Origin of the sequence: Blastococcus tunisiensis (assembly GCF_900112815.1) — a bacterium.
GTDB lineage: Bacteria > Actinomycetota > Actinomycetes > Mycobacteriales > Geodermatophilaceae > Blastococcus_B > Blastococcus_B tunisiensis.
On the sequence record NZ_FOND01000012.1, the window covers coordinates 132,346 to 157,517 of the forward strand.

Annotated in this window: 21 protein-coding genes and 2 pseudogenes; 16 read left to right on the top strand and 7 right to left on the bottom strand. The window is 72.7% G+C overall.

Translation table 11 applies throughout. From position 1 onward, the window contains the following. Positions 1-37: 37 nt before the first annotated feature. The 4 genes from BM142_RS15825 (at position 38) to BM142_RS15840 (ending at position 4,754) form a co-directional block, all read left to right on the top strand. The gene (locus BM142_RS15825; protein ID WP_092200852.1) at positions 38-868 is read left to right on the top strand and encodes a hypothetical protein; all 831 of its coding nucleotides are present in this window, start codon (positions 38-40) and stop codon (positions 866-868) included. 16 nt (positions 869-884) lie between these two features. Continuing rightward, positions 885-2,705 (top strand): fumarate reductase/succinate dehydrogenase flavoprotein subunit, encoded by a 1,821-nt coding sequence (locus tag BM142_RS15830; RefSeq protein ID WP_175527302.1) that lies wholly within the window; start codon positions 885-887, stop codon positions 2,703-2,705. Next, entirely contained in the window at positions 2,702-3,457 is a 756-nt protein-coding gene (locus tag BM142_RS15835) for a succinate dehydrogenase/fumarate reductase iron-sulfur subunit (protein WP_092200858.1), read from the top strand. The genes BM142_RS15830 and BM142_RS15835 overlap by 4 nt, the downstream gene beginning before the upstream one ends. A gap of 73 nt (positions 3,458-3,530) precedes the next feature. Beyond that, complete coding sequence (locus BM142_RS15840) at positions 3,531-4,754, top strand: MFS transporter (RefSeq protein WP_092200861.1); 1,224 nt, start codon at positions 3,531-3,533, stop codon at positions 4,752-4,754. Positions 4,755-4,794: 40 nt separating this feature from the next. Here BM142_RS15840 and BM142_RS15845 read toward each other — a convergent pair whose 3' ends face one another. Beyond that, positions 4,795-5,247 carry a nuclear transport factor 2 family protein gene (locus BM142_RS15845; protein ID WP_092200865.1) on the bottom strand — a complete coding sequence of 151 codons (453 nt, stop codon included), beginning with the start codon at positions 5,245-5,247 and terminating at the stop codon, positions 4,795-4,797. A gap of 176 nt (positions 5,248-5,423) precedes the next feature. Between BM142_RS15845 and BM142_RS15850 the strand changes: the two genes are divergently transcribed. The 5 genes from BM142_RS15850 to BM142_RS15870 all read left to right on the top strand — a co-directional run bounded on the left by BM142_RS15850 (position 5,424) and on the right by BM142_RS15870 (position 9,315). After that, the gene (locus tag BM142_RS15850) at positions 5,424-5,660 is read left to right on the top strand and encodes a hypothetical protein (protein ID WP_139228903.1); all 237 of its coding nucleotides are present in this window, start codon (positions 5,424-5,426) and stop codon (positions 5,658-5,660) included. A gap of 131 nt (positions 5,661-5,791) precedes the next feature. Beyond that, a complete protein-coding gene (locus tag BM142_RS15855; RefSeq protein WP_217640746.1) occupies positions 5,792-6,748 on the top strand; it encodes an ABC transporter ATP-binding protein in 957 nt (318 codons plus the stop codon). Then, a complete protein-coding gene (locus BM142_RS15860) occupies positions 6,738-7,649 on the top strand; it encodes an ABC transporter permease (protein ID WP_092200871.1) in 912 nt (303 codons plus the stop codon). The genes BM142_RS15855 and BM142_RS15860 overlap by 11 nt, the downstream gene beginning before the upstream one ends. Then, the gene (locus BM142_RS15865) at positions 7,646-8,590 is read left to right on the top strand and encodes an ABC transporter ATP-binding protein (RefSeq protein ID WP_092200874.1); all 945 of its coding nucleotides are present in this window, start codon (positions 7,646-7,648) and stop codon (positions 8,588-8,590) included. Before BM142_RS15860 ends, BM142_RS15865 begins: the two co-directional genes overlap by 4 nt. Further along, on the top strand, positions 8,587-9,315 hold the full coding sequence (locus tag BM142_RS15870) for an ABC transporter permease subunit (protein ID WP_092200877.1): 729 nt from the start codon (positions 8,587-8,589) through the stop codon (positions 9,313-9,315). The genes BM142_RS15865 and BM142_RS15870 overlap by 4 nt, the downstream gene beginning before the upstream one ends. A gap of 128 nt (positions 9,316-9,443) precedes the next feature. Here BM142_RS15870 and BM142_RS25230 read toward each other — a convergent pair. Together BM142_RS25230 and BM142_RS25680 are read right to left on the bottom strand one after the other, a co-directional pair. Then, positions 9,444-9,923: pseudogene (locus tag BM142_RS25230) on the bottom strand (zinc-binding dehydrogenase); the annotation flags it as partial. A gap of 149 nt (positions 9,924-10,072) precedes the next feature. Beyond that, positions 10,073-10,642: pseudogene (locus BM142_RS25680) on the bottom strand (alcohol dehydrogenase catalytic domain-containing protein); the annotation flags it as partial. On the opposite strand from BM142_RS25680, the gene BM142_RS15880 reads away from it, so the two are divergent. From BM142_RS15880 to BM142_RS15895, 4 genes are all read left to right on the top strand, one after another. Continuing rightward, entirely contained in the window at positions 10,641-11,234 is a 594-nt protein-coding gene (locus tag BM142_RS15880; protein WP_092200880.1) for a carboxymuconolactone decarboxylase family protein, read from the top strand. The pseudogene BM142_RS25680 and the gene BM142_RS15880 sit on opposite strands and share 2 nt — an antisense overlap. Then, on the top strand, positions 11,231-12,100 hold the full coding sequence (locus tag BM142_RS15885) for an RNA polymerase sigma-70 factor (RefSeq protein WP_092200883.1): 870 nt from the start codon (positions 11,231-11,233) through the stop codon (positions 12,098-12,100). The genes BM142_RS15880 and BM142_RS15885 overlap by 4 nt, the downstream gene beginning before the upstream one ends. A 116-nt stretch (positions 12,101-12,216) precedes the next feature. Continuing rightward, positions 12,217-12,750 (top strand): hypothetical protein, encoded by a 534-nt coding sequence (locus BM142_RS15890; protein WP_092200886.1) that lies wholly within the window; start codon positions 12,217-12,219, stop codon positions 12,748-12,750. A 152-nt stretch (positions 12,751-12,902) separates the two neighbouring features. Beyond that, positions 12,903-14,087: an NAD(P)/FAD-dependent oxidoreductase gene (locus BM142_RS15895; protein ID WP_092200890.1), complete on the top strand. Its 1,185-nt coding sequence runs from the start codon at positions 12,903-12,905 to the stop codon at positions 14,085-14,087. A gap of 33 nt (positions 14,088-14,120) precedes the next feature. Here the strand turns inward: BM142_RS15895 and BM142_RS15900 are convergent, their stop codons facing one another. Continuing rightward, on the bottom strand, positions 14,121-15,353 hold the full coding sequence (locus BM142_RS15900) for an SRPBCC family protein (protein ID WP_092200893.1): 1,233 nt from the start codon (positions 15,351-15,353) through the stop codon (positions 14,121-14,123). Between the two features lie 6 nt (positions 15,354-15,359). Then, positions 15,360-16,874, bottom strand: a complete 1,515-nt coding sequence (locus tag BM142_RS15905; RefSeq protein WP_092200896.1) for an FAD-dependent oxidoreductase — start codon at positions 16,872-16,874, stop codon at positions 15,360-15,362. A 257-nt stretch (positions 16,875-17,131) separates the two neighbouring features. Between BM142_RS15905 and BM142_RS15910 the strand changes: the two genes are divergently transcribed. Further along, complete coding sequence (locus BM142_RS15910) at positions 17,132-17,812, top strand: winged helix-turn-helix transcriptional regulator (RefSeq protein ID WP_092200899.1); 681 nt, start codon at positions 17,132-17,134, stop codon at positions 17,810-17,812. Positions 17,813-18,107: 295 nt separating this feature from the next. Here BM142_RS15910 and mobF read toward each other — a convergent pair whose 3' ends face one another. Beyond that, entirely contained in the window at positions 18,108-21,764 is a 3,657-nt protein-coding gene (gene mobF, locus BM142_RS15915) for a MobF family relaxase (protein ID WP_092200902.1), read from the bottom strand. Positions 21,765-22,669: 905 nt separating this feature from the next. Beyond that, on the bottom strand, positions 22,670-23,638 hold the full coding sequence (locus BM142_RS15920) for a LysR family transcriptional regulator (RefSeq protein ID WP_092200988.1): 969 nt from the start codon (positions 23,636-23,638) through the stop codon (positions 22,670-22,672). Positions 23,639-23,804: 166 nt separating this feature from the next. Between BM142_RS15920 and BM142_RS15925 the strand changes: the two genes are divergently transcribed. Both BM142_RS15925 and BM142_RS15930 read left to right on the top strand, forming a co-directional pair. Continuing rightward, on the top strand, positions 23,805-24,212 hold the full coding sequence (locus BM142_RS15925; RefSeq protein WP_092200905.1) for a hypothetical protein: 408 nt from the start codon (positions 23,805-23,807) through the stop codon (positions 24,210-24,212). A 17-nt stretch (positions 24,213-24,229) separates the two neighbouring features. Then, positions 24,230-25,105: an alpha/beta fold hydrolase gene (locus BM142_RS15930; protein ID WP_092200908.1), complete on the top strand. Its 876-nt coding sequence runs from the start codon at positions 24,230-24,232 to the stop codon at positions 25,103-25,105. The last annotated feature ends 67 nt before the right edge of the window (positions 25,106-25,172 follow it).

The following is a 25,172-nucleotide window of genomic DNA, read 5'->3' on the forward strand; positions in this document are numbered from 1 at the left end:
CTCGCGCGACCGGCGCCGGCCCGGGCTCCCCGGCCTCGTGACCGCCACGGCCCCCCGGGGGACGGGGGCGGTCACTCCCGGGCGGGGCGACGGGGGACCTGCCCCGCGCCGCGCGGCGATCGCCGAACGCACCCTGCGCACCGACCGGTGGTGGGTGCAGCCGCTGGTCACCGTCGTCGTGCTGGTGCTGTTCATCGCGTACTCGACGTTCCGGGCGTTCCAGAACGCCTACTACTACGCCGAGCCCTACGTCTCGCCGTTCTACTCCCCCTGCATCACCACCCGGTGCGAGGGCGACAGCTTCCCCGAGTTCTTCGAGGGCCCGTCCTGGATCTCCCCGGCGCTCTACATCCTGGTGCTGCCGCTGGGCATCCGGCTGACCTGCTACTACTACCGCAAGGCGTACTACCGGTCGTTCTGGCTCTCCCCGCCGGCGTGCGCGGTCGCCGAGCCGCACGGCCGGTACACCGGCGAGACGCGGCTCCCGCTGATCGGCCAGAACATCCACCGGTACTTCCTGTACGCGGCGCTGGTGTTCAACGTGATCCTCTTCTACGAGGCGTTCGCGTCGTTCCGGGACGAGACCGGCGAGTGGGGGCACATGGGGCTGGGCACCCTGATCCTGCTGGTGAACGCCGTCCTGCTCTTCATGTACTCGATCTCCTGCCACTCCTGCCGGCACATCGTGGGCGGACGGCTGAACTCCTTCTCCAAGCACCCGCTGCGGTACAGGGCGTGGACCTGGGTGTCCAAGCAGAACGCCCGCCACATGCAGTACGCCTGGATCTCGCTGTTCGGCGTCGCCTTCGCCGACTTCTACGTGTTCCTGCTGGCCACCGGCACGATCAGCGATCTGCGGTTCTTCTGATGACGGGGTTCTTCTGATGGAGCTCGAGCGGCACGAGTACGACGTCGTCGTGGTCGGGGCGGGAGGTGCGGGCCTGCGGGCCGCCATCGAAGCCCAGGAGAACGGGGCGCGGACGGCGGTGGTGTGCAAGTCCCTGCTCGGCAAGGCGCACACGGTCATGGCGGAGGGCGGGATCGCCGCGGCGATGGCGAACCTGTACCCGGAGGACAACTGGCGGGTGCACTTCCGGGACACCATGCGCGGCGGCAAGATGCTCAACCACTGGCGCATGGCCCAGCTGCACGCCCAGGAGGCCCCCGACCGGGTGCGCGAGCTCGAGGACTGGGGTGCGCTGTTCGACCGCACCCCCGACGGCCTGATCAGCCAGCGGGACTTCGGCGGCCACCGGTACGCCCGTCTCGCGCACGTCGGCGACCGGACCGGCCTGGAGCTGATCCGCACCCTGCAGCAGCGCACCGTCGCCCTCGGCATCGACGTCTTCATGGAGTGCACGGTCACCCGGCTGCTCACCGGCCCGGCCGGGGACGGCGGTCCGGACGAGGTGACCGGTGCCTTCGGCTACTGGCGGGAATCGGGGCGCTTCGTCGCCTGGCAGGCGCCGTCGGTGGTGCTCGCGACGGGCGGCATCGGCAAGTCCTACAAGGTGACGTCGAACTCGTGGGAGTACACCGGCGACGGGCACTCCCTGGCGCTGCAGGCCGGGGCGACGCTGGTGAACATGGAGTTCGTCCAGTTCCACCCGACCGGGATGGTCTGGCCGCCCTCGGTGCGCGGGATCCTGGTGACCGAGAGCGTGCGCGGCGACGGCGGGATCCTGAAGAACTCCGCCGGCAACCGGTTCATGTTCGACTACATCCCCGACTTCTTCCGCAAGGAGACGGCGGAGACCGAGGCCGAGGCCGACCGCTGGTACGACGACAAGAAGAACAACCGTCGCCCACCCGAACTGCTGCCCCGCGACGAGGTCGCCCGGGCCATCAACAGCGAGGTGAAGGCCGGCCGGGGCTCCCCGCACGGCGGCGTCTTCCTCGACATCGCCTCGCGCCGGTCGGCGGAGTACATCCGCAAGCGGCTGCCGTCGATGTACCACCAGTTCCGGGAGCTGGCCGAGGTCGACATCACCGCCGAGGCCATGGAGGTCGGGCCCACCTGCCACTACGTCATGGGCGGGGTGGAGGTCGACCCCGACACCGAGGCCGCCCGCGTGCCGGGGCTGTTCGCGGCCGGGGAGGTCGCCGGCGGCATGCACGGCTCCAACCGGCTCGGCGGCAACTCGCTGTCGGACCTGCTCGTCTTCGGCCGGCGCGCGGGGCTGGCGGCCGCCGAGCACGCCCTGAAGCGGATCGACCGGACGCACCTGCGCGACGACGCCCTGGCCGACGCCGCCCGCGCGGCCCTGGCCCCCTTCGAGCGGGAGGGCGGGGAGAACCCCTACACCGTGCAGCACGACCTGCAGCAGACGATGCACGACCTGGTCGGGATCATCCGGACCGCGCCGGAGATGGAGCAGGCGCTGGAGCGCATCGCGGCGCTCAAGGAGCGGGTGGCGAACCTGTCGGTCGAGGGCCACCGGCAGTACAACCCCGGCTGGCACCTGGCGCTGGACCTGCCGCACATGCTGGTGGTCAGCGAGTGCATCGCCCGGGCGGCGCTGGAGCGGCAGGAGAGCCGGGGCGGGCACACCCGCGACGACTTCCCCGCGACCGACGACGAGTGGGCGCGGACCAACCTGATCTGCGCCCAGGCACCGGACGGCTCCGTCGCGCTGACCCGCCAGCCGCTCCCCCGGATGCCGGCCGAGCTCGCCGACGTGTTCGAGGAGGTGTCCGCGTCATGAGCTACGACGCGACGTTCCGGGTCTGGCGCGGCGACGCCGAGGGCGGGGACCTGCAGTCGTTCACGGTGGCGGTGAACGAGGGCGAGGTGGTGCTCGACGTCATCCACCGGCTGCAGTCGACGCAGGTCGGTGACCTCGCCGTCCGGTGGAACTGCAAGGCCGGCAAGTGCGGCTCGTGCAGCGCCGAGATCAACGGTCGCCCGCGGCTGATGTGCATGACCCGGATGAGCACCTTCGGCGAGGACGAGACGGTGACGGTCACCCCGCTGCGCGCCTTCCCGGTCATCCGCGACCTGGTCACCGACGTCTCTTTCAACTACGAGCAGGCCGCGCGGATCCCGGCGTTCACCCCCAAGGCGCGGGAGGAGGACGGCAACCACCGGATGCAGCAGGTCGACGTCGAGCGCTCCCAGGAGTTCCGCAAGTGCATCGAGTGCTGGCTCTGCCAGGACGTCTGCCACGTCATCCGCGACCACGAGGGGAACAAGGCGGCATTCTCCGGGCCGCGGTTCATGATCCGGCTGGCCGAGCTCGACATGCACCCGCTGGACACGGTGGACCGGCGCGACGCGGCCCAGGACGAGTTCGGCCTCGGCTACTGCAACATCACCAAGTGCTGCAGCGAGGTCTGCCCGGAGGGCATCCACATCACCGACAACGGCATCATCCCGCTGAAGGAGCGGGTGGTGGACCGGCGGTTCGACCCGCTCACCTGGCTCGGCTCGAAGATCGGCCGGCGCCCCCAGGCGTGAGGACCGCGCCGCCGCACGCTCCCGGCGGTGCCGCGGGCGGGGGCCGGCAGCCTGCGTGCGACGATGCCGTCTCGTGCGATTCCCCGGGCGGGGCGAGATGCCCCGCGAGGTCGGCGTCCTGGCCGTCATCGCCTTCGTCGTCGCCCTGGGCTTCGGCATCGTGGCGCCGGCCATCCCGATCTTCGCCCGGAACTTCGGTGTGGGGACGACGGCGGTCGGGCTGGCGGTCAGCGCGTTCGCCTTCTTCCGGTTCGTCTCCGCGTTCAGCGGCGGCACGCTGGTCGAGCGGTTCGGCGAACGGGTGGTGCTGGCCTCCGGGTTGCTGATCGTCGCGGTGACCACCGGACTGGCCGGGCTGGCCGGTTCGTTCCCGGTGTTCCTGGCACTGCGGGCCGCCGGCGGGGTGGGCAGCGCGATGTTCACCGTCGCGGCGCTGTCCCTGCTCCTGCGCGTCGCCCCGCCGACCCACCGCGGCCGGGCGGCGGCGACCTGGCAGGGCGGCTTCATCCTGGGCGGGATCGCGGGGCCGGCGGCCGGCGGGCTGCTGGCCGAGCTGTCGCCGCGGCTGCCCTTCTTCCTCTACGCCGGATTCCTCCTCGTCGCCGGTGCCGTCGGCCTCCTGCTGCTCCGCACCGCGCCCACCGCCGGTGACCCGGGCGAGCCGGCGGTGCAGACCGGGCCGGACCTCGACGCCGGGCCGGTCCCGCTGCGCACGGCGTTCCGGTCGCGGGTCTACATCGCCGCGCTGATCGCCAACCTCGGCGTCGGCTGGGTGCTGTTCGGCGTCCGCAACTCCCTCGTCCCGCTGTACGTGACGGAGGAGCTGGGCCGCACCGTCGCCTGGGCGGGGGCCGGCCTGCTGGCCGGCTCGCTCGCGCAGGCGGTGGCGCTGCTCGGGTCCGGCCGGCTGGTGGACGGCTGGGGACGGCGCCCGTCGCTGATCCTCGGCTCGGCGGTGGCGACCGGCTCGATGCTGATCCTCGTGCTGCCGCCGGCGATCGGCGCGTTCCTGTTCTCGATGGCCCTGTTCGGCCTCGCCGCCTCGCTGCTGGCCAGCGCGCCCGCGGCCCTGGTGGCCGACGTCAGCCCTGCGCGGGGCGGCCGGGTGGTGGCGGTGTTCCAGATGTCGGCCGACCTCGGCGCCATCGCCGGTCCTCTGGTGGCCGGCTGGCTGACCGACGTCGCCTCCTTCCAGGTCGCCTTCGCGGTCAGCGCCGCCGTCCTCGGCGCGAGCCTGCTCAGCGCCCTGGCGATGCGGCCGGAGAAGCGCGCGGCGACGCGACGCCGTCCGGCCTGAGCCGTGGACGCCGCAGCCCGGCGGGTGGTGCCCCGACCGCTCAGCGCAGCGGCAGCGGGGTGGTGTCGCCGTCCTCCCGCGGGCCGTGGATCCACCGGTCGCCGGGATCGATCGCCACGTCGTTGATGCTGGCCTCCCGCCGGTGCATGAGGCCCTCGGCCGTGAACTCCCAGTTCTCGTTGCCGTAGGAGCGCCACGTCCGGCCCTCGGCGTCGCGCCACTCGTACTGGAACCGCACGGCGATCCGGTCGGCGGTGAACGCCCACAGCTCCTTGCGCAGCGCGTAGTCCAGCTCGCGCGCCCACTTGCGGGTCAGGAAGGCGACCACCTCGTCGCGGCCCTGCAGGAACTCGTCCCGGTTCCGCCAGACGGTGTCCTCCGTGTAGGCCTGTGCCACGCGGGCCGGATCACGGCTGTTCCAGCCGTCCTCGGCCGCCTGCACCTTCTGCCGGGCCGTCTCGAGGGTGAACGGCGGGAGCGGGGGACGCGACACGGGGGGCCTCCTCGGGCGGGCGGCCGACCGTCGGGCGCCCGCCCCCACCCTGCCCGGACGCCCGGGCACCCGCAGCCGCACGTCCGCGTGAGCGCCGGTACGGATCTCCACATCCGAGCGTCCAGTCGTCAAGGAGTCGTCACCTGCCGGCCACCTCCGGTGTCCATGCTGTCGACATGACGGCAAGCCTCTTCGTGACCGCCCTGAGCGTCGGCCCCCTCGGGCTCGGCATCCGACCCGAGGAGTGCGGCACGGCCCGGGTGGGCGACGTGACGCACGCCGTCGCCAAGCCGGTCGTCGACGGGCTCGAGGCGTCGGTGTGCGGAGTGCTCGTCCGGGCCACCGCGGCCGAGGACTGGTCGTCCACCGCCGACGTCGACCGCTGCGAGGAGTGCGCCCGCATCGCCGGGTGAGACCGGGCGCCTCCCCTCCCAGGGGGATCCCGACATCCCGCCCGGGGATGACGACGTCGACCCCCTCGCGGCCCTAGCCTTCGCTCGGAACAGCCGGGACGACCAGGAACGGCCGAGCGCAGGGAGACCCGTTGAGCGACCAGGCGACGCCGGCCACAGGCGCATCGCTGATCAGGACCGAGGGGCTGACGAAGCGGTTCGGGACGGTCACCGCCGTCGACGGGCTCGGCGTCGACGTCGCACCGGGCGTCGTCGGGCTGGTCGGCGCGAACGGGGCCGGCAAGTCGACGCTGCTGAAGATGTTCCTGGGCCTGCTCACCCCCACGTCGGGCCGGGCGAGCGTCCTGGGCCTCGACGTCGCCACCGAGGGGGAGCGCATCCGCGAGCGGGTCGGCTACATGCCCGAGCACGACTGCCTCCCGCCGGACATGTCGGCGACCGAGTTCGTCGTCCAGATGGCCCGGCTGTCCGGCCTGCCACGGACGTCGGCCCGGGAGCGGACCGCGGACACCCTCCGGCACGTCGGCCTCTACGAGGAGCGCTACCGCCCCATGGGGGGCTACTCGACCGGGATGCGCCAGCGGGTCAAGCTGGCGCAGGCCCTGGCCCACGACCCGCAGCTGGTGCTGCTGGACGAGCCGACCAACGGGCTCGACCCCGCCGGGCGGGACGAGATGCTGGGCCTGATCCGGCGCATCGGGACCGAGTTCGGCATCTCGGTGCTGGTGACGTCGCACCTGCTGGGCGAGCTGGAGCGGGTCTGCGACTCCGTCGTCGTGATCGACGGTGGCCGGCTGCTGCGCAGCTCCTCGACCGCGGACATGACCGCCGTCAGCTCGGTGGTCGTCGTCGAGGTGGACGCCGGCGAGGAGGACCTCGCCGCCCGGCTGCGCCGGGACGGGCTGGGCGTGGAGCGGGTGGGCCGGCTGCTGGAGATCGGGCTGCGCGACGACGGCATCTACGACCTGGTGCGCGACGGGGCCGCCGATCTCGGGATCGGGCTGGTCCGGATGGAGCGGCGGCGGCACCGCATGGCCGAGCTGTTCGCCGCGCGCCACGACGAGGGAGGGGACGTCCGTGTCGGTTGAGGGAGCCGGCCCCGCGGCCGGCGACCGGGAGCACGGGGTCATCCACGACATCGGCTACCGGCACTACGACGGGCCGCGGCTGGGCCGCAGCTACATCCAGCGCTCGCTGTTCACCGAGAGCCTCAAGGGCTCCTACGGGTTCGGCCGCGCGGCGCGCACGAAGGTCATGCCGATGCTGCTGCTCGCGGCGATGTGCGTGCCCACGCTGATCATCGTCGTGGTCGCGTCGGTCACCGGCGGCGACGAGCTGCCCGTGGGCTACACGGCCTACCTGATCCAGCTGCAGGTGGTGATCGCCGTGTACGTGGCGGCCCAGGCACCGGCGAGCGTGTCCCGCGACCTGCGCTTCGGCATCGTGCCGCTGTACTTCTCCCGGCCGATGCGCCGGGTCGACTACGTGCGGGCCAAGTACGCCGCCTCCGCCACGGCGGTCTTCGTGCTGCTGGCGGCGCCGCTGACCATCCTGTTCCTCGGTGCGCTGCTCACCGAGATGCCGCTGGGCGAGCACCTCCCGGACTACCTCCGGTCGCTGGCCTTCGCCGCCCTGCTGGCCGTGGTGCTCGCCGGGATGGGGCTGGTCATCGCCGCCTTCACCCCGCGCCGGGGTCTCGGGATCGCGGCGATCGTCTCGGTGCTGCTCGTGCTCGCCGGCGTCCAGACGGCGGCCCAGAACATCGCCGTCGTGGAGGGCGCGGACACCGCCGCCGACTACCTCGGGCTCATCTCCCCCTTCTCGCTGGTGGACGGCGTCGCGCACGACGTCTTCGGAACCGACACCGTCCTGTGGGGAGAACCTCCGGGGGCGGTCGGGACGGCGGTCTTCGTCGCGGTCACGGTGCTGCTCGTCGCGGGCTGCTACGGCCTCCTCCTCCGCCGCTACCGGAAGGTGACCGGGACGTGAGCACGCTGCAGATCAGCCAGGTGTCGCGCTGGTTCGCGAACGTGGTCGCCGTCAACGACGTGACCATGACGATCGGACCGGGCGTCACCGGCCTGCTCGGCCCGAACGGGGCCGGCAAGTCGACGCTCATCCACATGATGGGTGGCCTGCTCGGCCCCTCGACAGGCTCGGTGACGCTCGACGGCGACGTCATCTGGCGCAACGAGCAGATCTACCGCCGGATCGGCCTGGTGCCCGAGCGGGAGGCCATGTACGACGTGGTCACCGGGTGGGAGTTCGTGCTGGCCAACGCCCGCCTGCACCGGCTGCCCGACCCGGAGGGTGCGGCCGAGCGGGCCCTGGAGACGGTGGAGATGACCGGCACCCAGGACCGCGGGATCGCCGGCTACTCCAAGGGCATGAAGCAGCGCATCAAGATGGCCACCGCGCTGGTGCACGACCCGCCGGTGCTGCTGCTCGACGAGCCGTTCAACGGCATGGACCCGCGGCAGCGGCTGCAGCTGATGGAGCTGCTCCGGGAGATGGGCCGGCAGGGGCGCACCGTCCTGTTCAGCTCGCACATCCTGGAGGAGGTCGAGCAGGTCGCGAGCAACATCCAGGTGATGGTGGCCGGACGGCACGCCGCCTCCGGGGACTTCCGCGAGATCCGGCGGCTGATGACCGAGCGGCCGCACCAGTACACGATCCGGTCCGACGACGACCGGGCGCTCGCGGCGGCGATCATGACGGAGGGGAGCGTGTCGGGAGTGCAGCTGACGTCGACCGGCCGTGGCATCGGGACGCACGACGGGGGCGGCGCACTGCACGTCCAGGCCACGGACTTCGCGGCCTTCGTGCGCACCCTTCCGCCGCTGGCGCGCCGGCACGGGATCCGGCTCTACGAGGTCGCTCCGGCGGACGAGTCGCTGGAGAGCGTGTTCAGCTACCTGGTGTCGCGGTGAACGGCACTGTCGCCCGGCTGACCGCGCGGGGGCTGCTCGGCCGCCGGCGGGCCCTGCTGCTGCTCCTCCTGCCGGCCGTGCTCCTCTCGCTGTCGGCCATGGCCCGGGGGCTGGCCGGGGCGGACCAGCAGCTGGCCGTCACGCTGCTCGGCGGGTTCGCACTGGGCACGCTGGTGCCGCTGCTCGGTCTGATCGCCGGCACCGGGGCGATCGGCCCGGAGATCGACGACGGCTCGATCGTGTACCTGCTCACCAAGCCGCTGAACCGGCACGCGATCGTGGTCACCAAGTTCGCGGTCGCGGCCGCCGTCGTGACGGTGCTGGGCGCGCTGCCCACCTTCGCCGCGGGGCTCGTGCTGACCGGGACCTCGGCGAACCTCGCCGTCGGCTACGCCGTCGGGACCGCCGTGGCCGGCGTCGCCTACTGCGCCCTGTTCCTGCTGCTGGCGGTCGTCACCCGCAACGCCGTCGTGATCGGGCTGCTGTACGCGCTGGTCTGGGAGACGCTGATCGGGCAGTTCGTGCCGGGAGCGCAGGCGCTGAGCATCCAGCAGTGGTCGCTGGCGGTCACCGAGCGGATCGTCGGCGCGCCGGCCGAGCAGCTCGGTGCGACGTCCGCCGTCGGTCTCGCCACGGCGGTGGTCCTCCTGGTCGTCGTCACCGCCGGGGCCACCTGGTACGCCGGGCGGCAGCTGCGCACCATCCGGCTGACCAGCGAGGTGTAGCGCGCCGCGGCGACGAGCTCGCGGACCGGCCCCGTCGAGCGGGACACTGCGGCCCGGTGCGGGCCGGTCCGCCTCGGCCGTGCGACCGCCCGCGTGCGTCGGAGCCCTCGCTCGGCTGTCGAGCCCCGTCAGGGAACGACGACGAGCTTCCCGACGTGCGCGCGCCGCTCGAGCTGCCGCTGAGCTTCCGGTACCTCCTCCAGGCGAAAGGTCGCGGCGACGACGGGCCGGACGGCGCCTCGGCGGGCGAGGTCCACCAGGAGCTCGAAGATGCGCGGCGTGTGCATCGTCGACCCGATCAACGCCAGGTTCGCCAGATACAGCCGCCGGACGTCGAGCTCCACCGCCCAGCCGTCCAGGGCCCCGGCGACGACCCAGCGCCCGCCGGGGCGCAGCAGTCCGAGACCCGGGCCGAGCACGGGACCGGCGACGACGTCGACCACGACGTCGTACCCCGACGAGGCGGCGGTCGCCGCGTCGGCGAGAACCCTCCCGCGGCGCCGGTCCACGATCCCGGAGGCGCCCGCGGCGCGCACGGCTGCTGCCTTGTCGCCGCTGCACACGGCCACCACGCGGGCGCCGCGGGCAGTGGCCAGCTGCACCGCGGCGAGCCCGACGCCACCGGACGCCCCGTGACGAGCACCGTGTCACCCTCGGTGACCGAGCCGCGCTCGAGCATGCCCAGCGCGGTGCCGTAGGCGATCGGCAGTGCCGCCAGCTCCACGTCGGTCAGCGAGGAGCAGTCGACCGGGTGCGCGCGGTCGGCCGGCACGACGACGTACTCGGCGAACCCCCCGTCGCGCTCGCTGCCCAGCACGTCGGCCGGGCGGGCGTCCGGCCCGGCGTCCTCGTACTCGGCCGGATCGACCAGCACCCGCGCCCCCACGAGGCCGGCGGTCCCGTCGTCTCCGCCGGCGACCACGACGCCGGCCACGTCCCCGCCCTGGATGCGCGGGAAGTCCAGCGGTCCGAGCCAACCGGCCTTCTCGTCCGTGCCGTAGGAGCCCTCCCGGGTCCAGATGTCGGTGTTGTTGCACCCTGCGGCGCCGACCCTCACCAGCACTTCCCGGGGGCGGGGCCGGGGCACCGCCACGTCGCGCAGGGCGATGACCTCCGGCCCGCCGTGCCGGGTGAGGACGGCCGCCCGCATCGTGGGAGGGACCTCACCCGACTTCCCCGGGTCCCGGGACTTGGGCGGCATGGCCGAAGCGTGGCACGCGAGGGCCGGCCCCGCCGCCGGGCGGCGCCTTGCGGCTGTCACACGTCCACCGCGGGTGGTGTCTCCATGTCGACAGGACGACACGACACGACGATGTGGAGGAGACATGGCGAGCAGCACACGGGTACCCCCGACGGAGGTCACCGGCCTCTACGGGGCCCTGGTGAAGACGATGAGCCGCAGGATGCTGGGGCAGGTGCCGGACGCCGTCGGCGTGATGTGGCACTACCCGGCCCTGCTCAAGGACCTGATGAGGTTCGGCCGCAGGAGCGAGTCGTGGAACCGGCTGGACCCGGGTCTGGCGACGCTGGCGACCATGGCGTCGGCCGCTGCGATCGGCTGCAGCTTCTGCCTCGACCTCCACTACTTCATGTCCCACGACCGCGGGCTCGACGAAGGCAAGGCGCGGGAGGTCCCGCGGTGGCGGGAGTCCACCGCATTCACGCCGCTGGAGCGGCGGGTCATGGAGTACGCCGAGGCGATCTGCCGGACCCCGCTCACCGTGACCGACGAGATGTCGGCCGCCCTGCTCGATGCGCTGGGAGCCCCCGCACTCCTGGAGCTCACTGCCAGGATCGGTGCGATGAACCTCACCGCCCGTTCGAACGTCGCGCTCGGCATCCGCTCGCAGGAGTTCGCCACGTCCTGCGGTCTGCCGCCGCTCGCGACGGTCTCGCCGGACGGTGTCGCCCCGGCATGACCGACGACCCCTTCCTCGCCCACCGCGGCCTGCTGTTCACCGTCGCCTACGAGCTGCTCGGCTCGGCCGCCGACGCCGACGACGTGGTGCAGGAGACCTGGCTGCGGTGGGCCGAGGTGGATCAGGCGGTGGTGCGGGAGCCGCGCGCCTACCTGGTACGGATCGCCACCCGTCAGGCGCTCAACCGGCTGCGCACCGTGTCCCGCCGCCGGGAGGAGTACGTCGGCGAGTGGCTGCCCGAGCCGCTGCTGACCAGCCCGGACGTCGCCGACGACGTGGAACTGGCAGAGAGCGTCTCGATCGCGATGCTGACCGTGCTGGAGACCCTGGGGCCGACGGAACGCGCCGTCCTGGTGCTGCACGAGGTGTTCGCGGTTCCCTACGACGACATCGCCGAGGCGGTGGGCAAGTCCACCGCGGCGGTCCGGCAGATCGCGCACCGGGCGCGCGAGCACGTGGCCGCGCGGCGGCCGCGCGCGGCGGTGAGCCGCGAGGAGCAGCAGGAGGTCGTGGACCGGTTCCTGGCCGCGGTCACCGGCGGCGACGTGCACAGCCTGCTGGACGTGCTCGCGCCCGACGTCGTCGTGGTCGCCGACAGCGGCGGCCTGGCACCCGCCGCCCGGCGTCCGGTCGTCGGCCGCGAACGCGTGGCGAACGCGCTGTCCCGGTTCGCGGCGTTCGCACCGGACGTGGAGATCACCACGCCGCTGGTCAACGGGACCGTCGCCGCCCGCATCGACGCCGGCGGCGAGTTCGACACGGCGATCACCTTCGTCGTCGAGGGCGGGCGGATCAGCCGGATGTACGCCATGCGGAACCCGCACAAGCTCGGCCGGCTCGACGAGGTGGCCGAGCTGCGGAGGTGACGGCTCCGCCTGTTGTTGGTGGCTCGCTCCTCCCCCGTGCCCCCGCCGCTCTCCCGGAGGTCATCCGGCGGCCGGAGCCTCGAACTGCCCGAACGGGACCGACCCTGGAGGAAGCCATGACCACGTCGAAGCCGAAGTCACCGTCCATGCCGACCGACGCCGCGAGCGGCCGCGTGGTCACCGAGGACGACGCACCGCGCAGCGAGGACGCCGCCCCACGCACCGACGACGACCAGGCCGGCCCGGGAGCCGAGACGGAGGAGCTCAGCCGCACGCGCGACGAGGCCGAGGACCGCGCCCGCGAGCTGCTGGCCGCCGAGGTGCTGCAGTCGGCGCGCAACGGATCCCACGACGAGCGGGCGCGCCAGCTGGTCCTGGCCGTCCGCCGGGACCTGCTCGTGGAGCTGCGCGAGCAGGAGCAGGCGCAGGCGCGCCGGCAGCTGGCGGCCGCCGCGGACAGCAGCGAGGACGCCGTCGCCGGCGTCGTGCAGGGCGTGACGACGATCGTGCGCAGCCTGGTGCCCGCGGTCCTCGTCCGGCCGGAGGAGGTCATCGAGACCACCTTCGCGTTGGCCGACCAGGGCCTGCGCGTGACGCGTCGCCTGGCGCTGGTCATCACCGGGAGCGTGCGCAGCCTCGTCACGACCTGACCGCCGAGCGCGGCACAGCGGGGTGGTCGCCGGGCCCGGAGCCCGGCGGCCATTCCGGCGTCGCCGTGTGCGAACCGCTCGAGCTGGGCAGGCTCGCACCGTGGCCGAGCCGCGGCGGTGACCGAGGTCCGCGGCCTTCAGGCGGGAGCGACGTGGAACGCAGCGAGATCCTCCTCATCGGTGGCGGCAACGCCGGCGTCTCCCTGGCGGCGCGGTTGCTCCGCGACGGCGCCCGGGACGTCACCGTCGTGGCTCCGCAGCCGGTGCACCGGTACAAGCCGCTGCTCAACTACGTCGGCGCGGGCGAGGCGACGATGGCCGACCTGGAGCGCCCGATGGCCGACGTCGTCCCCGACGGGTGCCGGTGGGTCCGGGACAGCGTCGTCGTGGTGGATCCGGCGGCCATGACGGTGCGCACCCGCGGCGGACGGACGCTGTCCTGCGCCACCCTCGTCGTCTGCCCCGGCCTCGTGGAGGACTGGGCGGCCACCCCGGGGCTGCAGCCGGCGTACGCCGACGGGTGGATCGCCTCGACCTACGTGCCGGGCAGCGCGCCGCAGGTGTGGCCGAGGCTGTCGGCGCTGCGCGGTGGCTCCGTGGTCTTCACCGTGCCCCCGGAGCCGGCGTCCTGCGCCCCGACCGCGCTCAAGCCGCTGCTCATGGCCTGCGACCACTGGCAGCGCGCCGGGGTCCTGGCGGACCTGCAGGTCCGGCTGGTGCTGCCGGCCGCGACGGCGACCGGCCTGCCGGAGGCCGATGAGATCCTCGAGCGCACCTTCGCGGAGTACGGCGTGGAGGTGCTGCGCGAGGCCCGCATGGAGAGCGTGGACTGGGACCTGCACGCCGTGACGGTCGCGACACCCACCGGCCGCCGGGTGCTGGAGGACGTCGCGTTCGCCCACGCCGTTCCGCACTACCGGGCGCCGGAGTGGATCGCGGACGCCGGCCTGGCCGCCGACGCGACCCCCGGGCTGGTCGACATCGACCCGTTCACCCTGCGCTCGCGCCGCCACGACTCCGTCTGGGCGATCGGTGACGCCGCCGACGCCGCCACCCGGCCGTCCGGTGGTGCGCTGCGGAAGCAGGTCGACGTCCTGGCGCGGAACATCCAGGCCGCTGCGGGCGGGAAGGAGCTGGAGCGGTACGACGGCTACACGGTCATGCCGATCACGGTGAGCCGCCGGAAGCTGATGCTCAACGAGGTCGACCGCGACGGCCGGCCGAGCCCGTCGGTGCCCTTCGTGGACCCCTTCAGGCCCCACCGCTGGTCCTGGCTCTTCGACCGCTACGGGCTGCCGCAGGTCTACTGGCGCCGCATCCTGCGGGGCCGCGTGTAGGGGGCGCCGGACGGTGCGTGTCGTCGGCGCCGATCAGCCGGTCGCGCCGCGACCGCCTCGTCGGATCTCGGCCCTCGACGCAACCTGCACGTGCCGGCCGGAATCGTAGGGCTCGAAGTACGCGTCGGCGAACACGAGGATTCCCCGACGGGGAAGCCAGAAGTCGGCGAGATGCGGCTGTCGCCCCTCGACCGCTCCCACCACGCCCAGGTCGCAGTCGTCGACGGTCGCGTGGGCGTCCCCGATCCGCCAGACCTCGCCGAGGTCGACGGCGAACTGCTGCCCACTGGGCACGGTGCCGGTGAGCCGGATGCGCCCGGCCCCCAGGAGCGCACCGGCGCCCCGGCTGACCGCCCCCAGGAACAGCGGGTGTCGGCGAAGCCGCTGCGGTAGGCGCGGAGGGACCGCATTGAGAGCACGGGTGACGCCGTCCAGCGACAGGGTCATCTCCCAGGTCAACCCCGAGCCCGTGGCGGCGTCGACCTCCAGCCGCAGGCGGTCCGGTGCGGGCCATCGCAGGTCGATGGGTACCACCCGGACCTCGTCGGTCTCCGGGCCGAACACCCGGGGGCAGCCGAACCGGGGCTCCTGGTCCTGGTAGATGACCAGGCGCCCGTCCGGGTGGCGGTGCCACACGGATGTGTAGCCGGGTCCGAACGACGTGGCGGGGAAGCGGCGCATCGCCAGCAGGTGCCCCGACCGGAACGGCAGCCCGGTGACGGCGTAGCCGCGGAGACGCTCGCGGTCCGGGACGTCGGGGAGGTCCGCCCGTTCCTCGAGGGCGGCGGCGCGGTCGCGAGGGGATGGGCACGGCACGGAGCCTGCCTCGACGCGGTCCTTCAGCTGGCGCAGGAACCGGCGTCCGATGCGGCGCATCACCGGGCCCAGCACGGGCGCCTCCAGACGGCCGGTGAGTCCCTGCGGCTGATAGGTGAGCGTCAGCCGGAAGACGGTGCCGTCACCCCGGCCGGCCAACTCGTAGGCGCCTTCGCTGCCCATCAGCGCGCCCGACGCCTCACGACCACGCCAGGCCAGTCGGTGGGGGGCGTCGACCTCGGTGACCTCGTTGCGGTACGTCTCGGTCTGCCCGAAGGCGCGGGTCGTGCCGCTGATCCGGCAGCCCGCCACCAACGGGTCGCCGTCGGCGTCGAGGTCGACGACGTAGGGCGCCCGCCAGACCAGCTCCTCGTCGAGGTCGGTCACGTGGCGCCACACCACCTCCGGCGGACGGTCGATCCGGATCTCCTCGCTCAGCTGCAGCACCATGGCGGCCTACCTCGCGATCAGCGCGGCCTGGCGTTCCGCCAGCGCAGCGATCGTCATGCTCGGCGCGCGCCCGGGCGAGCGTGGGTAGAGGGACCCGTCGGCGACGAAGAGACCGGGATGGCCGAAGACCTCACCCCGGTGGTCGGCGACACCCTCGTCGGTCGAGCGGGCCATGGCACAACCGCCCATGGCATGCACGGCCAGGAGATCGTCGCGGCCGGGTGCCCGCGCGGGCAGGAAACGGCGCCCCTCGTACTGCTCGGCGACGCGCCGGAGCGCATCGTCCATCTCCGTGAACAACTCCGGGTCCAGGGACCGGTCGACGGACGTGGTCAGCCCCCGGCCGTCGAAGCCGACCGTCGCGTCGGAGGCGTCGGGTCCCATGGCGAACAGGAAGGTCGACCGGCGCAGCATCCGGGTCAACCCGGGCGGCAGGGGCAACGCGTCCACCGGAATCCCCACCGCACCGACCGCGTAGCCGGGGAGGTCGCCGCGCGGGACGCGGGAGACGGCGCTGAACGACGGGCCCCACGACGAGTCCTCGAGGACGCCGCTGCGCCACAGCAGCCACAGCCGGTCGCCGTTGACGGAGAAGCGGCGCCCGAGCGAACGGGACAGACGCGGCAACGTCCTGTCGACGTCCCTTGCGGCGAAGAGTAGCCTCAGGGTGTTGAGGCAGCCGGCGGCCAGCACCACCCGCGGTGCCGTCGCCGTCGACTCCTGGCCCGTGCGGTGATCGAGGTAGCGCACCTCGTAGCCGTCGTCCCCGGTGCCGATGCCCGTGACCTCGCAGAGTGGGCGCAGGTGTGCGCCGTGCCGGAGCGCGACCGGCAGGTAGGTCAGATCCAGCGAGGTGGTCGAGCCGTCGGTGGCACCGACGAACGCGGTTCCGCGGTACGTCGACGTGCCGTGGGGCACCCCGGCCGCAGTGGTGACCGTCTGCGGACGGCGGGGGTCCTCGCCCCAGGCGACCGCCAGGTCGCACGCCTGGGCCCCCGGGAGTCCCGCGGCGGTCACGGCCTTGTCGAAGACGGCGTCCTTCTCCGGCCGCGCCGGGACCGGCGCGGGTTCCAGCATCTCCCGCACAGCCTCGAAATGTGGCCGCATCTCTGCACCGGTGATCTCGGGCGGGTACGCGTCGAAGAACTCTGCGGGGGGCTCGTCCATGATCGCCGTGTAGTGGTGGGACCCGCCGCCCACCCCACTGGAGGTGACCGTCGTCAGACGGGGGAAGCGGTGCACCTCGAGGAAGCCGTCGCGGTGCAGAAGTCGTTCCCAGCGACGGCCGTTGCGTGCCCACCGCACGCCGCGGAGGAGCTTTCGCGAGCCGAGCGCCCCTCGGGGATACGGCCGGGTCTCCTCGGGCGGCCGATCACGCCCCCCGGCGCCCCACCACGGCCCCCGCTCCAGGACCAGCACCCGCATGCCGGCCTCCGCGAGCCGGGCGGCGTTGACTGCTCCGCCGAAACCGGAGCCCACGACGACGACGTCGAAGGCGTCGCTTGCGCTGTTGGGGTTCATGGTGATCCTCCCGGTGCTCGAATGGGAACGGCGGGTGGGAGCGGTTCCGGACCCCGAACCGGAGACGGCGGCGACATGGCCCGCCGTGTGCGGTGACGCATCCGGATCAGCTCCTGGAGCGATCGGCCGGACTCCGCTGTGGACGGTCCCCCAGGGCTTCGCCCGGTCACCTGTTCTCCACCTCCAGTGTCCGGAGGGACTTGCACGGTGCCCAGTGCACGATCTGTACTGGGGGGACGTCGGATCGGGAGCTCCGGATGACCGGATACGCGCAGTTCTGTCCCGTGGCCAAGGCCGCCGAAGTGTTCGACCAGCGGTGGACCCTGCTGGTGCTCCGCGAGATGGTGGCGGGCAGCACCCGGTTCAATGACCTCCACCGGGGCCTGCCGCGGATGTCGCGGACGTTGCTGTCACGGCGGCTGACGCAGCTGGAGCGCAAAGGCATCGTCGAGCGGGACGAGACAGCGGACGGTCCGGTCTACGAGCTGACCGACGCGGGGCACGAGCTGCTACCGGTCCTGGTCGCCATCGGCGAGTGGGGTGTGCGGTGGATGAGCTCGCTGGACGAGGCGGACCTCGACCCGGTCTTCCTGCTCTGGGACATGCACCGCCGCATCGACCGGGAGGCCCTGCCTGACGGGCAGACGATCGTGGCGCTCACCTTCCGCGACGCCGCACCGGAGCTGCGCCGGTGGTGGCTCCTGCTGGCCCCGGACGAGGTCGACGTCTGCGACGAGGACCCCGGGCTGGACGTCGACGTGCACATCGACACCACGTTGGAGGCCTTCGTCCGGGTCTGGCGCGGGGACCTCGACTGGCACGACGCGGTGGCACAGGAGCGCATCGGGCTCAGCGGATCACGGCTCCTCTGCCGGCGGCTTCCCCACTGGTTCCGGCTCAGCTATTTCGCGCAGGTCCCGAGACCCGGCCGAGGCTAGGTCGCCCTAGACGTTGAAGCGGAACGTTCCCTGCGTGATTGAGCGATCTTGAGCATGACTGAAAACCCGCGTTGACCTGCGCTTTCGCCGTTGGCTGATGTTGGTGGTCGACGGCCTCAAATGAAATTCTTGTGGACTGAGTGTTGCCTGACGTCCACGCGCTCGGGCGTGTCGCAGACCGTCTTGAGGCGGGCACATCCGTACTCTCCGTGACGGTCGCGACGTCTCCCCCAAAGGCCATGGGCGCAGGTACTCGCTGGGCAATGTGCCCGTCGGTAGACGGGCTGCGGGGGGCTCACCGTCCCATACGCGGTCCGGCACCCGGACGTGGTCCGAGGCTCGACGGTGGCGGTGGCGGTGGCGGTGGCACATGGACGGGCCACTCGTTCGGGGTTCTCCGAACGTCGCCTGCTCGGCGGGCAGTCCGCTCGGCGTTCCGTCGGCGGGCACGCCACGCGTCGTGCTCATGGGCGAGCCGCTCGGCAGGCTGCGCCTGGGCCGGTTCGGCGGCGGGGATGGCGAGGTGTTCGGCCCGGAGGGTGGCGATGCGTGCCCGGGCGTCGGTGAGCTCCTGCCGGGTGGCGGCGATGTCTCGGTCCAGCTCGGCGAGCCGCGCCTCGGGCTCGGGGGTCCAGGCGGCTGGTTCCAATCCTCGGAGTCGCTGGTCGCGTTGGCCGTGGGCCTCGGCCAGCGCGGACCGGGCCTGCTCGTGCTGCTGCCGTGCGGCGTCGGCGGCGGCGCCCTGGGCGCCGTGCTCGGGGTGGGCGGCTTCGGCGGCGCGCTGAGCGGAGGTGTCGAGTGCCGCCCACAGCGCTGGTCGGTCATCGAACCAGCCGGCCAGGCGCGCAAGCTCCTTCGCATCGCTGGGCAGGGAGGAAACGTGGGCGCGCCATCGGTCGGCCCAGTCGGCGAGCTGCTCGCCGGCGCGGGCGACCGCGCCCCGGCGCAGCCCGAGCCGGCCGGGCCCGTCGAGCACGACCTTCGCCGCCGCGCGGGCGGCCCCGCGTTCGCCGTCCCAGGAGCCCAGCAGTCTGTCGCGGATCCGGTCGGCCTCGGTGGCGACCGCGGCCGCGCTGGCCTGGGCCCGCTGGTGGGCCTGCTGGGCGGCGATCGCCGCCCGCTCCCGGGCGGCCCCCAACCTCGCGAGTTCGCCGGCGTGGGGAGCTTCGAGCGCGACTACCTCTCGCAGCTGGTCGCGCTGCGGCTGCCAGAAGGCCAGCCGGTCCAGGCAGTTCTGCTCGACGGTCCACGCCCGATGCAGGTCCGCCACGACGTGCTCCAGGGGACGAGGTGCGGCGTAGCGGGCGGCCTCGGCGGCGGCCTGTTCAGCAGCGTGGGAGGGGCCGAGGTCGGCGCGGTCACGGGCGAAGACAGCGACCCACTGCTCACGGGCCTCGTCCACGTTGGCGGCGACCAGGTGGGCGGTGTTGGCGGTCCGGCCGCGGGTCATCCCCACGTACGCCGACGCCGCCCCGGTGCGCTCCCCAACCACCAGGTGCGTGGCAGTGACCGTCTCCCCCTGCACCCCGTGCGCGGTGCTCGCGTAAGCCAGATCCACGTGCGCGGTGACGTAGTCGGCGGGCAGCACCCGCGTCCCTTGCGGGTCCGGGGTGACACCGCCGGGAACGTCCCCGCTGGCAGGGCCGGCGGGGGTGACAAGCAGCGCGCCGCTTCGGCCGACGGCGGTGACGGTCCAGATGTCGCGGTTGGCCACGCCCAGGTCGCGGTCGTTGCGGCGGGTGGCGATCCGGTCCCCGACGCCGATCCGCTGCCCGGCCCCGGTGATGGCGACGCGCTGGTCGTCGACGCGGCCGTCGGCGGCCAGCCGGTCGCGGATGGCGGCGTTGAGGTCGGCGGCCTGCTCGCGGGTGTTCACCACCACCGCCACGGACTCGCCGCGGCGGTGGTGGCCGGCGGCGGCCGCCGCGATCGCATCCTGCAGCGCGGTCGCATCCGGGTGCAGCCGGATCTGCCCGCGCGCCAGCAGCGCGTCGAAGACCGCGGCGGGGTCGGCGCCGGTGCGCATGGCCAGGGTCAGGTCCGCGTACTCGGTGTCGGGCAGCACCAGGCCGGCGTCGCTGCGGGTGAAGCGATGCACCGCTTCGAGTGTCAGGTGTGCCGCCGGGTCGACTGCGTCGGCGGCAAGGTCCAGGACGCCGCCGCGGCCGACCGCGGCCAGTTGGTGCCGGTCGCCGAGCAGTGCCACCCGCACCTGGCATTCGTCGGCGACGGTGAGCAGGGCGCGGGCGGTGTCCTGGTCCAGCATCCCGGCCTCGTCGACGACCAGCAGATCCCCCGGACGCAGCCGCGCCCCCGCCTCCGTCGGGCCGGCGTAGACCCGGCCGGTGACCGGATCGGTGTCGCCGGGCGCGAGCCGGGTCCAGGCGCCGTCGGCGTTCCACCGCCAGCCGTGCTGGTAGGCGAGGGACGCCGCCGACCCGGCCGCCGCGCCCACCTCCGCGGCGGCGACCTTGGCGGCCTTCAGCGTCGGGGTGACCACCACCATCCCGCGGCCCTGGTCGTGGAGCAGGGCCCGGGTGGCGGCCAGGGTGGTGGTCTTGCCCGCGCCGGCCGCACCCTCCACCACGGCCAGCGGCCGGTCGCCGGACAGCGCGGCGACCGCCGCTGACTGGCCGGCATCCAGCCTCGCGCCGCCGCCCGCGAGGCCGACCGGCAGTGTCAGGTCCGCGTCCGGTCCGCCGGTCGCGGCGCGGGCGGCGAGCCGGGCGGTCAGGTCGGCCTCGACCTCGAGCACCAGCTGCGACGTCCAGGCCCGGAGGTGCTCGGGCACCCCGTCGCGGTCCAGCAGCGGCAGGCAGCGGTCCATCGCGCGGGCGGTGAGGTCCTCGGCCAGCTCGAAACGCACCGCCGCCCCGGCGACGACGCCCGCGGCGGCGATCAGCCGCTCGACCTCGCCGCGGACGTCGGCGGCGTTCCACGCCGACCGGCCGGCCGCGAGCCGGGCCAGCGTGCGCTGCACCAGCTGGTCTCGGTCGAGGGCGCCGACCGGGGTGGGCGTCAGGTCCACGGGGCCGGCCGGGTCGCGGTAGCCCAGGTCGTACACCCTCGTCCGCCAGCGTTCCGCCACGTTCGTCCCCGGCTGCGGGGTCACCTTGTCCGGGCGGCCGTCGGCCCAGGCGCGGGCGTCCCACGCGCGCCGCAGCGCCGGGCCGGGGCGTTCGCCGGGGTGCGTGGCGGTCCATTCGGCTTCGTAGCGGTCCACATTCCGGGCGATCTGCGCATGCCGTGCGCTGAACGGGCCGGCATAGTCGGCGAGCTCCTGTATTTCTCCAGTAGCGTCCTTCGTGTAGCCGTGCGCGGCGAAGGCGGCGTTCAATTCCGGGTCACACGCCATCGCCGCGTGCCCGATGCCGTTGATCGCATTCAGGGAGTCTCGGATGCCGATGGTGTGCAGGCCCCGCCATTTCCCGGCGGCGAACACGCGGGACAGGATTTGCAGGTGCAGATGCCAGTGTGGATCCTCTGCCCGGGAGGTGTAGTGCCGCACCGTCGCCGCCTCCAGCACCTCCAGCGGCACCTGCACCTGCCCGCCGCGCGGGCCGACCCTGGTGGTGGCGTGCTGCGACAGCCAGCCGATGATCTGCCCGGCGGCGCGGTCTTGGGCCGCCTCGTACGCGGCGGCGATGTCCGGATGCAGTGCAGCAGCCAGCGACCAGGTTTTCGGGCCGTTGACCACCACCTCCACGAACCGCACCGCCCGCTCGTCGTCGCGCAGCTGCCCCCGCGGGTGGTCGGTGCCCGGGTCGCCGCCCGCGACCCAGGTCTCGTAGTTGTCGCCGGTCAGCGGCGCGAGTTCGGTCACGTGCCCGTCGGTGGCGGTGAAGCGGCGAGCGAAGCCGGTCCCCTCGGCCAGGTAGTAGTCATCGGCCCGACCCCGGTCGGCCTCCACATAGGCACGGGCGGCTGCCGGGTCGCCGACGTACACCTTCATTCCCCCGTGCATTTTCAACGCCAATCGATAATGACCAACAGGTCACCCCTAGAAACGACGATGGGCCCCGCAAAGCGGGGCCCGAACTACCTCCGAAGGTAGCATGCGTGCCGTTCTCAGGGGAGGTGACTCGATGTCGTCAGACTAGGTTGAGCGGACCGCGCCGCGCGGTATCGGAGTTTGCTTGGTCAGAAGCGTTGGCAACCGTTGAATGATTGATTTGCGGAAACGCGCTGAGCGAGGGACGCGTTGCTGGCTGCGGCGATTGCCCAGGCGGTGTTCACCGTCCGCCGCCTGGCCGTCCCGGAGCCGCCGCCGGCCGTGGCGCACGGGCACCACAACCTTGAGCCGAGGGACCGCCTCGCCAACGGGCTGCTGTGGCGGAGGCTTCCACTCGTGGGCCGGTTATCGCCATGGGGTCTCTTCTCTACCAAGCCCCAGCCTTCCTGACCGCTGCGCGGCTAATCCGTCCGGCACGCGCATGAGGCCGGTGATAACTTCCGACGCGACAGCGACGCGTCGCTAGGCCCCGGCTGTGTTGAGGGCTTCTTGGAAGGCGTGAGGCAGCGGCGGCCAGGCCACCGAGGGTGCGGCAGAAGCGGTGGCGGACGGCGGTCTCGGGGATGTCGTCCCTGTGGGCGAGGCGCTGTTCAAGGGGGCGGGTGTCGCCGGGCTTGGCCTAGACCCCGTATACGCCCGCCACCAGATGGGCCTGGCCCGATGGGAGTGCGGCGTCGAGCTCGAGTAGCTGTCCGCCATCAACCCCGGCTGGGTCGACCTCGTGCAGACGATGAACGCGCAGCTCGCGGCACGGCCGCCCCGCTGAATGGTCGAAGAAGACAGGTAGCGCTGCCCCGGTGCCGGCGCCGTAGGCCGCGCGGGCGTCGGCGGCGGGCGCGGCGGTCCTACTGACCCACGACGGCCAGCGCCAGTGGCGCGGCAGCCGTGGGTTGGGGGGGAGTCAGCGCACCGGGGACGAGGTCGAGGGCGGCGAGCATGCGCGCGGTCTCGACGAAGTCGTTCACGGGTGGGGCGTCCATGTCGTTGCGCCAGGCGATCGCCAGCGACGAGGGCGGCAGCCCCTCGACCGGGATGAACGTGAGGCCGGGGCGGTCGTAGAAGCGCTGCGTCGACGCCTGGGTGAACGCGACACCGCGGCCGGAGAGGATGGCTTCGAAGCACTCGTCGACGCTGCCGACCTCGGCACCGAGCTTGACTGTGTGCGGGCCGCGGGCGTCGGTGGCCAGCCAGAAGTCCCGCCAGTACTCGGGGGCGCGTCGCGCGACGAAGGCTTTGTCGAGGACTTCCTCCACGCTGATCCGGCGACGGCTGGCCAGCGGGAAGTCGGTCGAGGTGACCAGCAGGCGGGGCTCGACGAAGAGCGTCTCGATGCTCAGCCAGTCGTGCACCAGCAGTGGTGGGCGGACGAAGGCGACGTCGACGCTACCGGTGGCCAGGCCGACGTAGGGGTCGGCGAAGTCGTGAGAGCGCATCTCGACTTGCACCCGGGGATGCCGGGTCTGGAAGGCGGTGAGGATCTTGGGGGTCAGCTCGGCGGCGGCGTTGCCCTGGAACCCGACGACGAGCGTGCCGTGCACTCCTCGCGAGGCCTCCCGGGTCGCGGCGACCAGCCGGTCGGCACCGGTGAGCAGGCGGTGCGCTTCCTCCAACAGCACCGTGCCTACGACGGTGAGTTCGACGTGCCGGCTGGTGCGCTCGAACAACCGCACACCCAGGGAGTGCTCGAGCTTGCGAATCTGAACGCTCAGCGAGGGTTGGGAGATGTGCAGCCGGGCGGCGGCGCGGCCGAAGTGAAGTTCCTCCGCCACGGCGACGAAGTACCGGAGTGAGCGCAGTTCAGGCGTGTCCGGCACCACACCAAGTTAGGCCGTGAGCTGCGCGGACACCAATAGAGCGTGCCTATCGGTCCGTAGGGAGCAGGTATTGGACGTGCGGCCGGCGCCGCCGTCTGATGGTGACAGCCGCCACAGGGCTCGCCCGGTGGCCGGTCATCCCCGTTCCCTCAGAGAGGACTCAACGATGAGTGCGCCCACCCGCGCCCCGTCGGCCGAAGCATGGGCCACGGCCTTCACCGACGCCAGCAACACCGACCCCGAGATCCAGGCGCACGGCAAGTACTTCACCTGCTCCTACCTCCTGGACGCCACCGAGCGGACCTACGTCATCCAGGTCGAGTCCGGCAAGGTCACCCACGTCACCGTTGACCCGGGCCCCCTGGACGTCGCCTACCAGTTCGCCATCCGGGCCTCCGCTGAGACCTGGCGCGGGTTCGGTGAGGAGACCCCCGCTGCCATGTTCCACGGCATCTGGGCGGCCAGCTTCCAGCGAGACATGAAGCTCGAGGGCGACCTCTTGATCCTCATGCAGAACCTGCGCTGCATCACCCGCCAGGTCGAGCTCCTGCGCGTCGTCGGCTCCCCGGTCTGAGGAAGGGAATAACCCCCATGAGCAACAGCAAGATCTCACCCGTCACCGGCCACTACGTGACCGTCGACGTCGACGGCCTGCAGTACAAGGTCTTCTACTTGGAGAACGGGACCGGTCAGCCGATCCTGTGCCAGCACACCGCCGGCTGCCACAACCACCAGTGGCGCGGGCTGCTGGAGGACGAGGAGATCACCGCCAACTACCGGGTCATCGCCTACGACCTGCCCCGCCACGGCAAGTCCGACCCGCCGGAGAACACCGAGTGGTGGAAGGAGGAGTACCAGCTCTCCGCCGAGCACTACTCCAACTTCATCATCGCCCTCGCCGACGCCCTCGAGCTGGAGGACCCGATCTTCATGGGGTCCTCGTTCGGCGGGAACGTCGCCCTGCAGCTGGCCCTGCGCCGGCCCGACCGGTTCGCCGGTGTCCTGAGCGTCGAGGGCGCCGACTACTCCCCGGGCTTCTACCTGGACTGGTGGCAGCACCCGCACGCCAACGCCGCCCAGGTCTGCGCCAGCGGCACCTGGGACCTGATGGCCCCGCAGTCTCCCGAGGCCGACCGGTGGAAGACCTGGTTCTACTACACCCAGGGCTCCGAGGCCTTCAAGGGTGACCTGCACTTCTACTCCGTCGACCACGACCTGCGCGGCAAGCTCGGGGACATCGACGGCGAGAAGTGCCCGGTCGTGATGATGACCGGCGAGTACGACTACCTCACCACCCCCGAGGACAGCGAGCGCACCGCCAACGCCATCACCAACGGGTCCTTCATCTACATGCCCGCGATCGGGCACTTTCCGATGAGTGAGAACCACCCGGTGTTCCGCACCTACCTGATCCAGGCGCTGGAACTACTGCAGGAGAAGCGGGAGAAGAAGGCCGCCAACGCCTGACCGCGCGCCGCAGGGTGGTCGGCCCGACCGGGTCGACCACCTGCGGCATAGCCATGCCCAGCAGCTC

Excerpts from the sequence above, each read along its gene's own strand:
- BM142_RS15830 (WP_175527302.1), top strand. The coding sequence starts at position 885 with ATGGAGCTCGAGCGGCACGAGTACGACGTCGTCGTGGTCGGGGCGGGA.
- BM142_RS15835 (WP_092200858.1), top strand. The coding sequence starts at position 2,702 with ATGAGCTACGACGCGACGTTCCGGGTCTGGCGCGGCGACGCCGAGGGC.
- BM142_RS15850 (WP_139228903.1), top strand. The coding sequence starts at position 5,424 with ATGACGGCAAGCCTCTTCGTGACCGCCCTGAGCGTCGGCCCCCTCGGG.
- BM142_RS15880 (WP_092200880.1), top strand. The coding sequence starts at position 10,641 with ATGGCGAGCAGCACACGGGTACCCCCGACGGAGGTCACCGGCCTCTAC.
- BM142_RS15885 (WP_092200883.1), top strand. The coding sequence starts at position 11,231 with ATGACCGACGACCCCTTCCTCGCCCACCGCGGCCTGCTGTTCACCGTC.
- BM142_RS15890 (WP_092200886.1), top strand. The coding sequence starts at position 12,217 with ATGACCACGTCGAAGCCGAAGTCACCGTCCATGCCGACCGACGCCGCG.
- BM142_RS15900 (WP_092200893.1), bottom strand. The coding sequence starts at position 15,353 with ATGGTGCTGCAGCTGAGCGAGGAGATCCGGATCGACCGTCCGCCGGAG.
- BM142_RS15905 (WP_092200896.1), bottom strand. The coding sequence starts at position 16,874 with ATGAACCCCAACAGCGCAAGCGACGCCTTCGACGTCGTCGTCGTGGGC.
- BM142_RS15910 (WP_092200899.1), top strand. The coding sequence starts at position 17,132 with ATGACCGGATACGCGCAGTTCTGTCCCGTGGCCAAGGCCGCCGAAGTG.
- mobF (WP_092200902.1), bottom strand. The coding sequence starts at position 21,764 with ATGAAGGTGTACGTCGGCGACCCGGCAGCCGCCCGTGCCTATGTGGAG.
- BM142_RS15925 (WP_092200905.1), top strand. The coding sequence starts at position 23,805 with ATGAGTGCGCCCACCCGCGCCCCGTCGGCCGAAGCATGGGCCACGGCC.
- BM142_RS15930 (WP_092200908.1), top strand. The coding sequence starts at position 24,230 with ATGAGCAACAGCAAGATCTCACCCGTCACCGGCCACTACGTGACCGTC.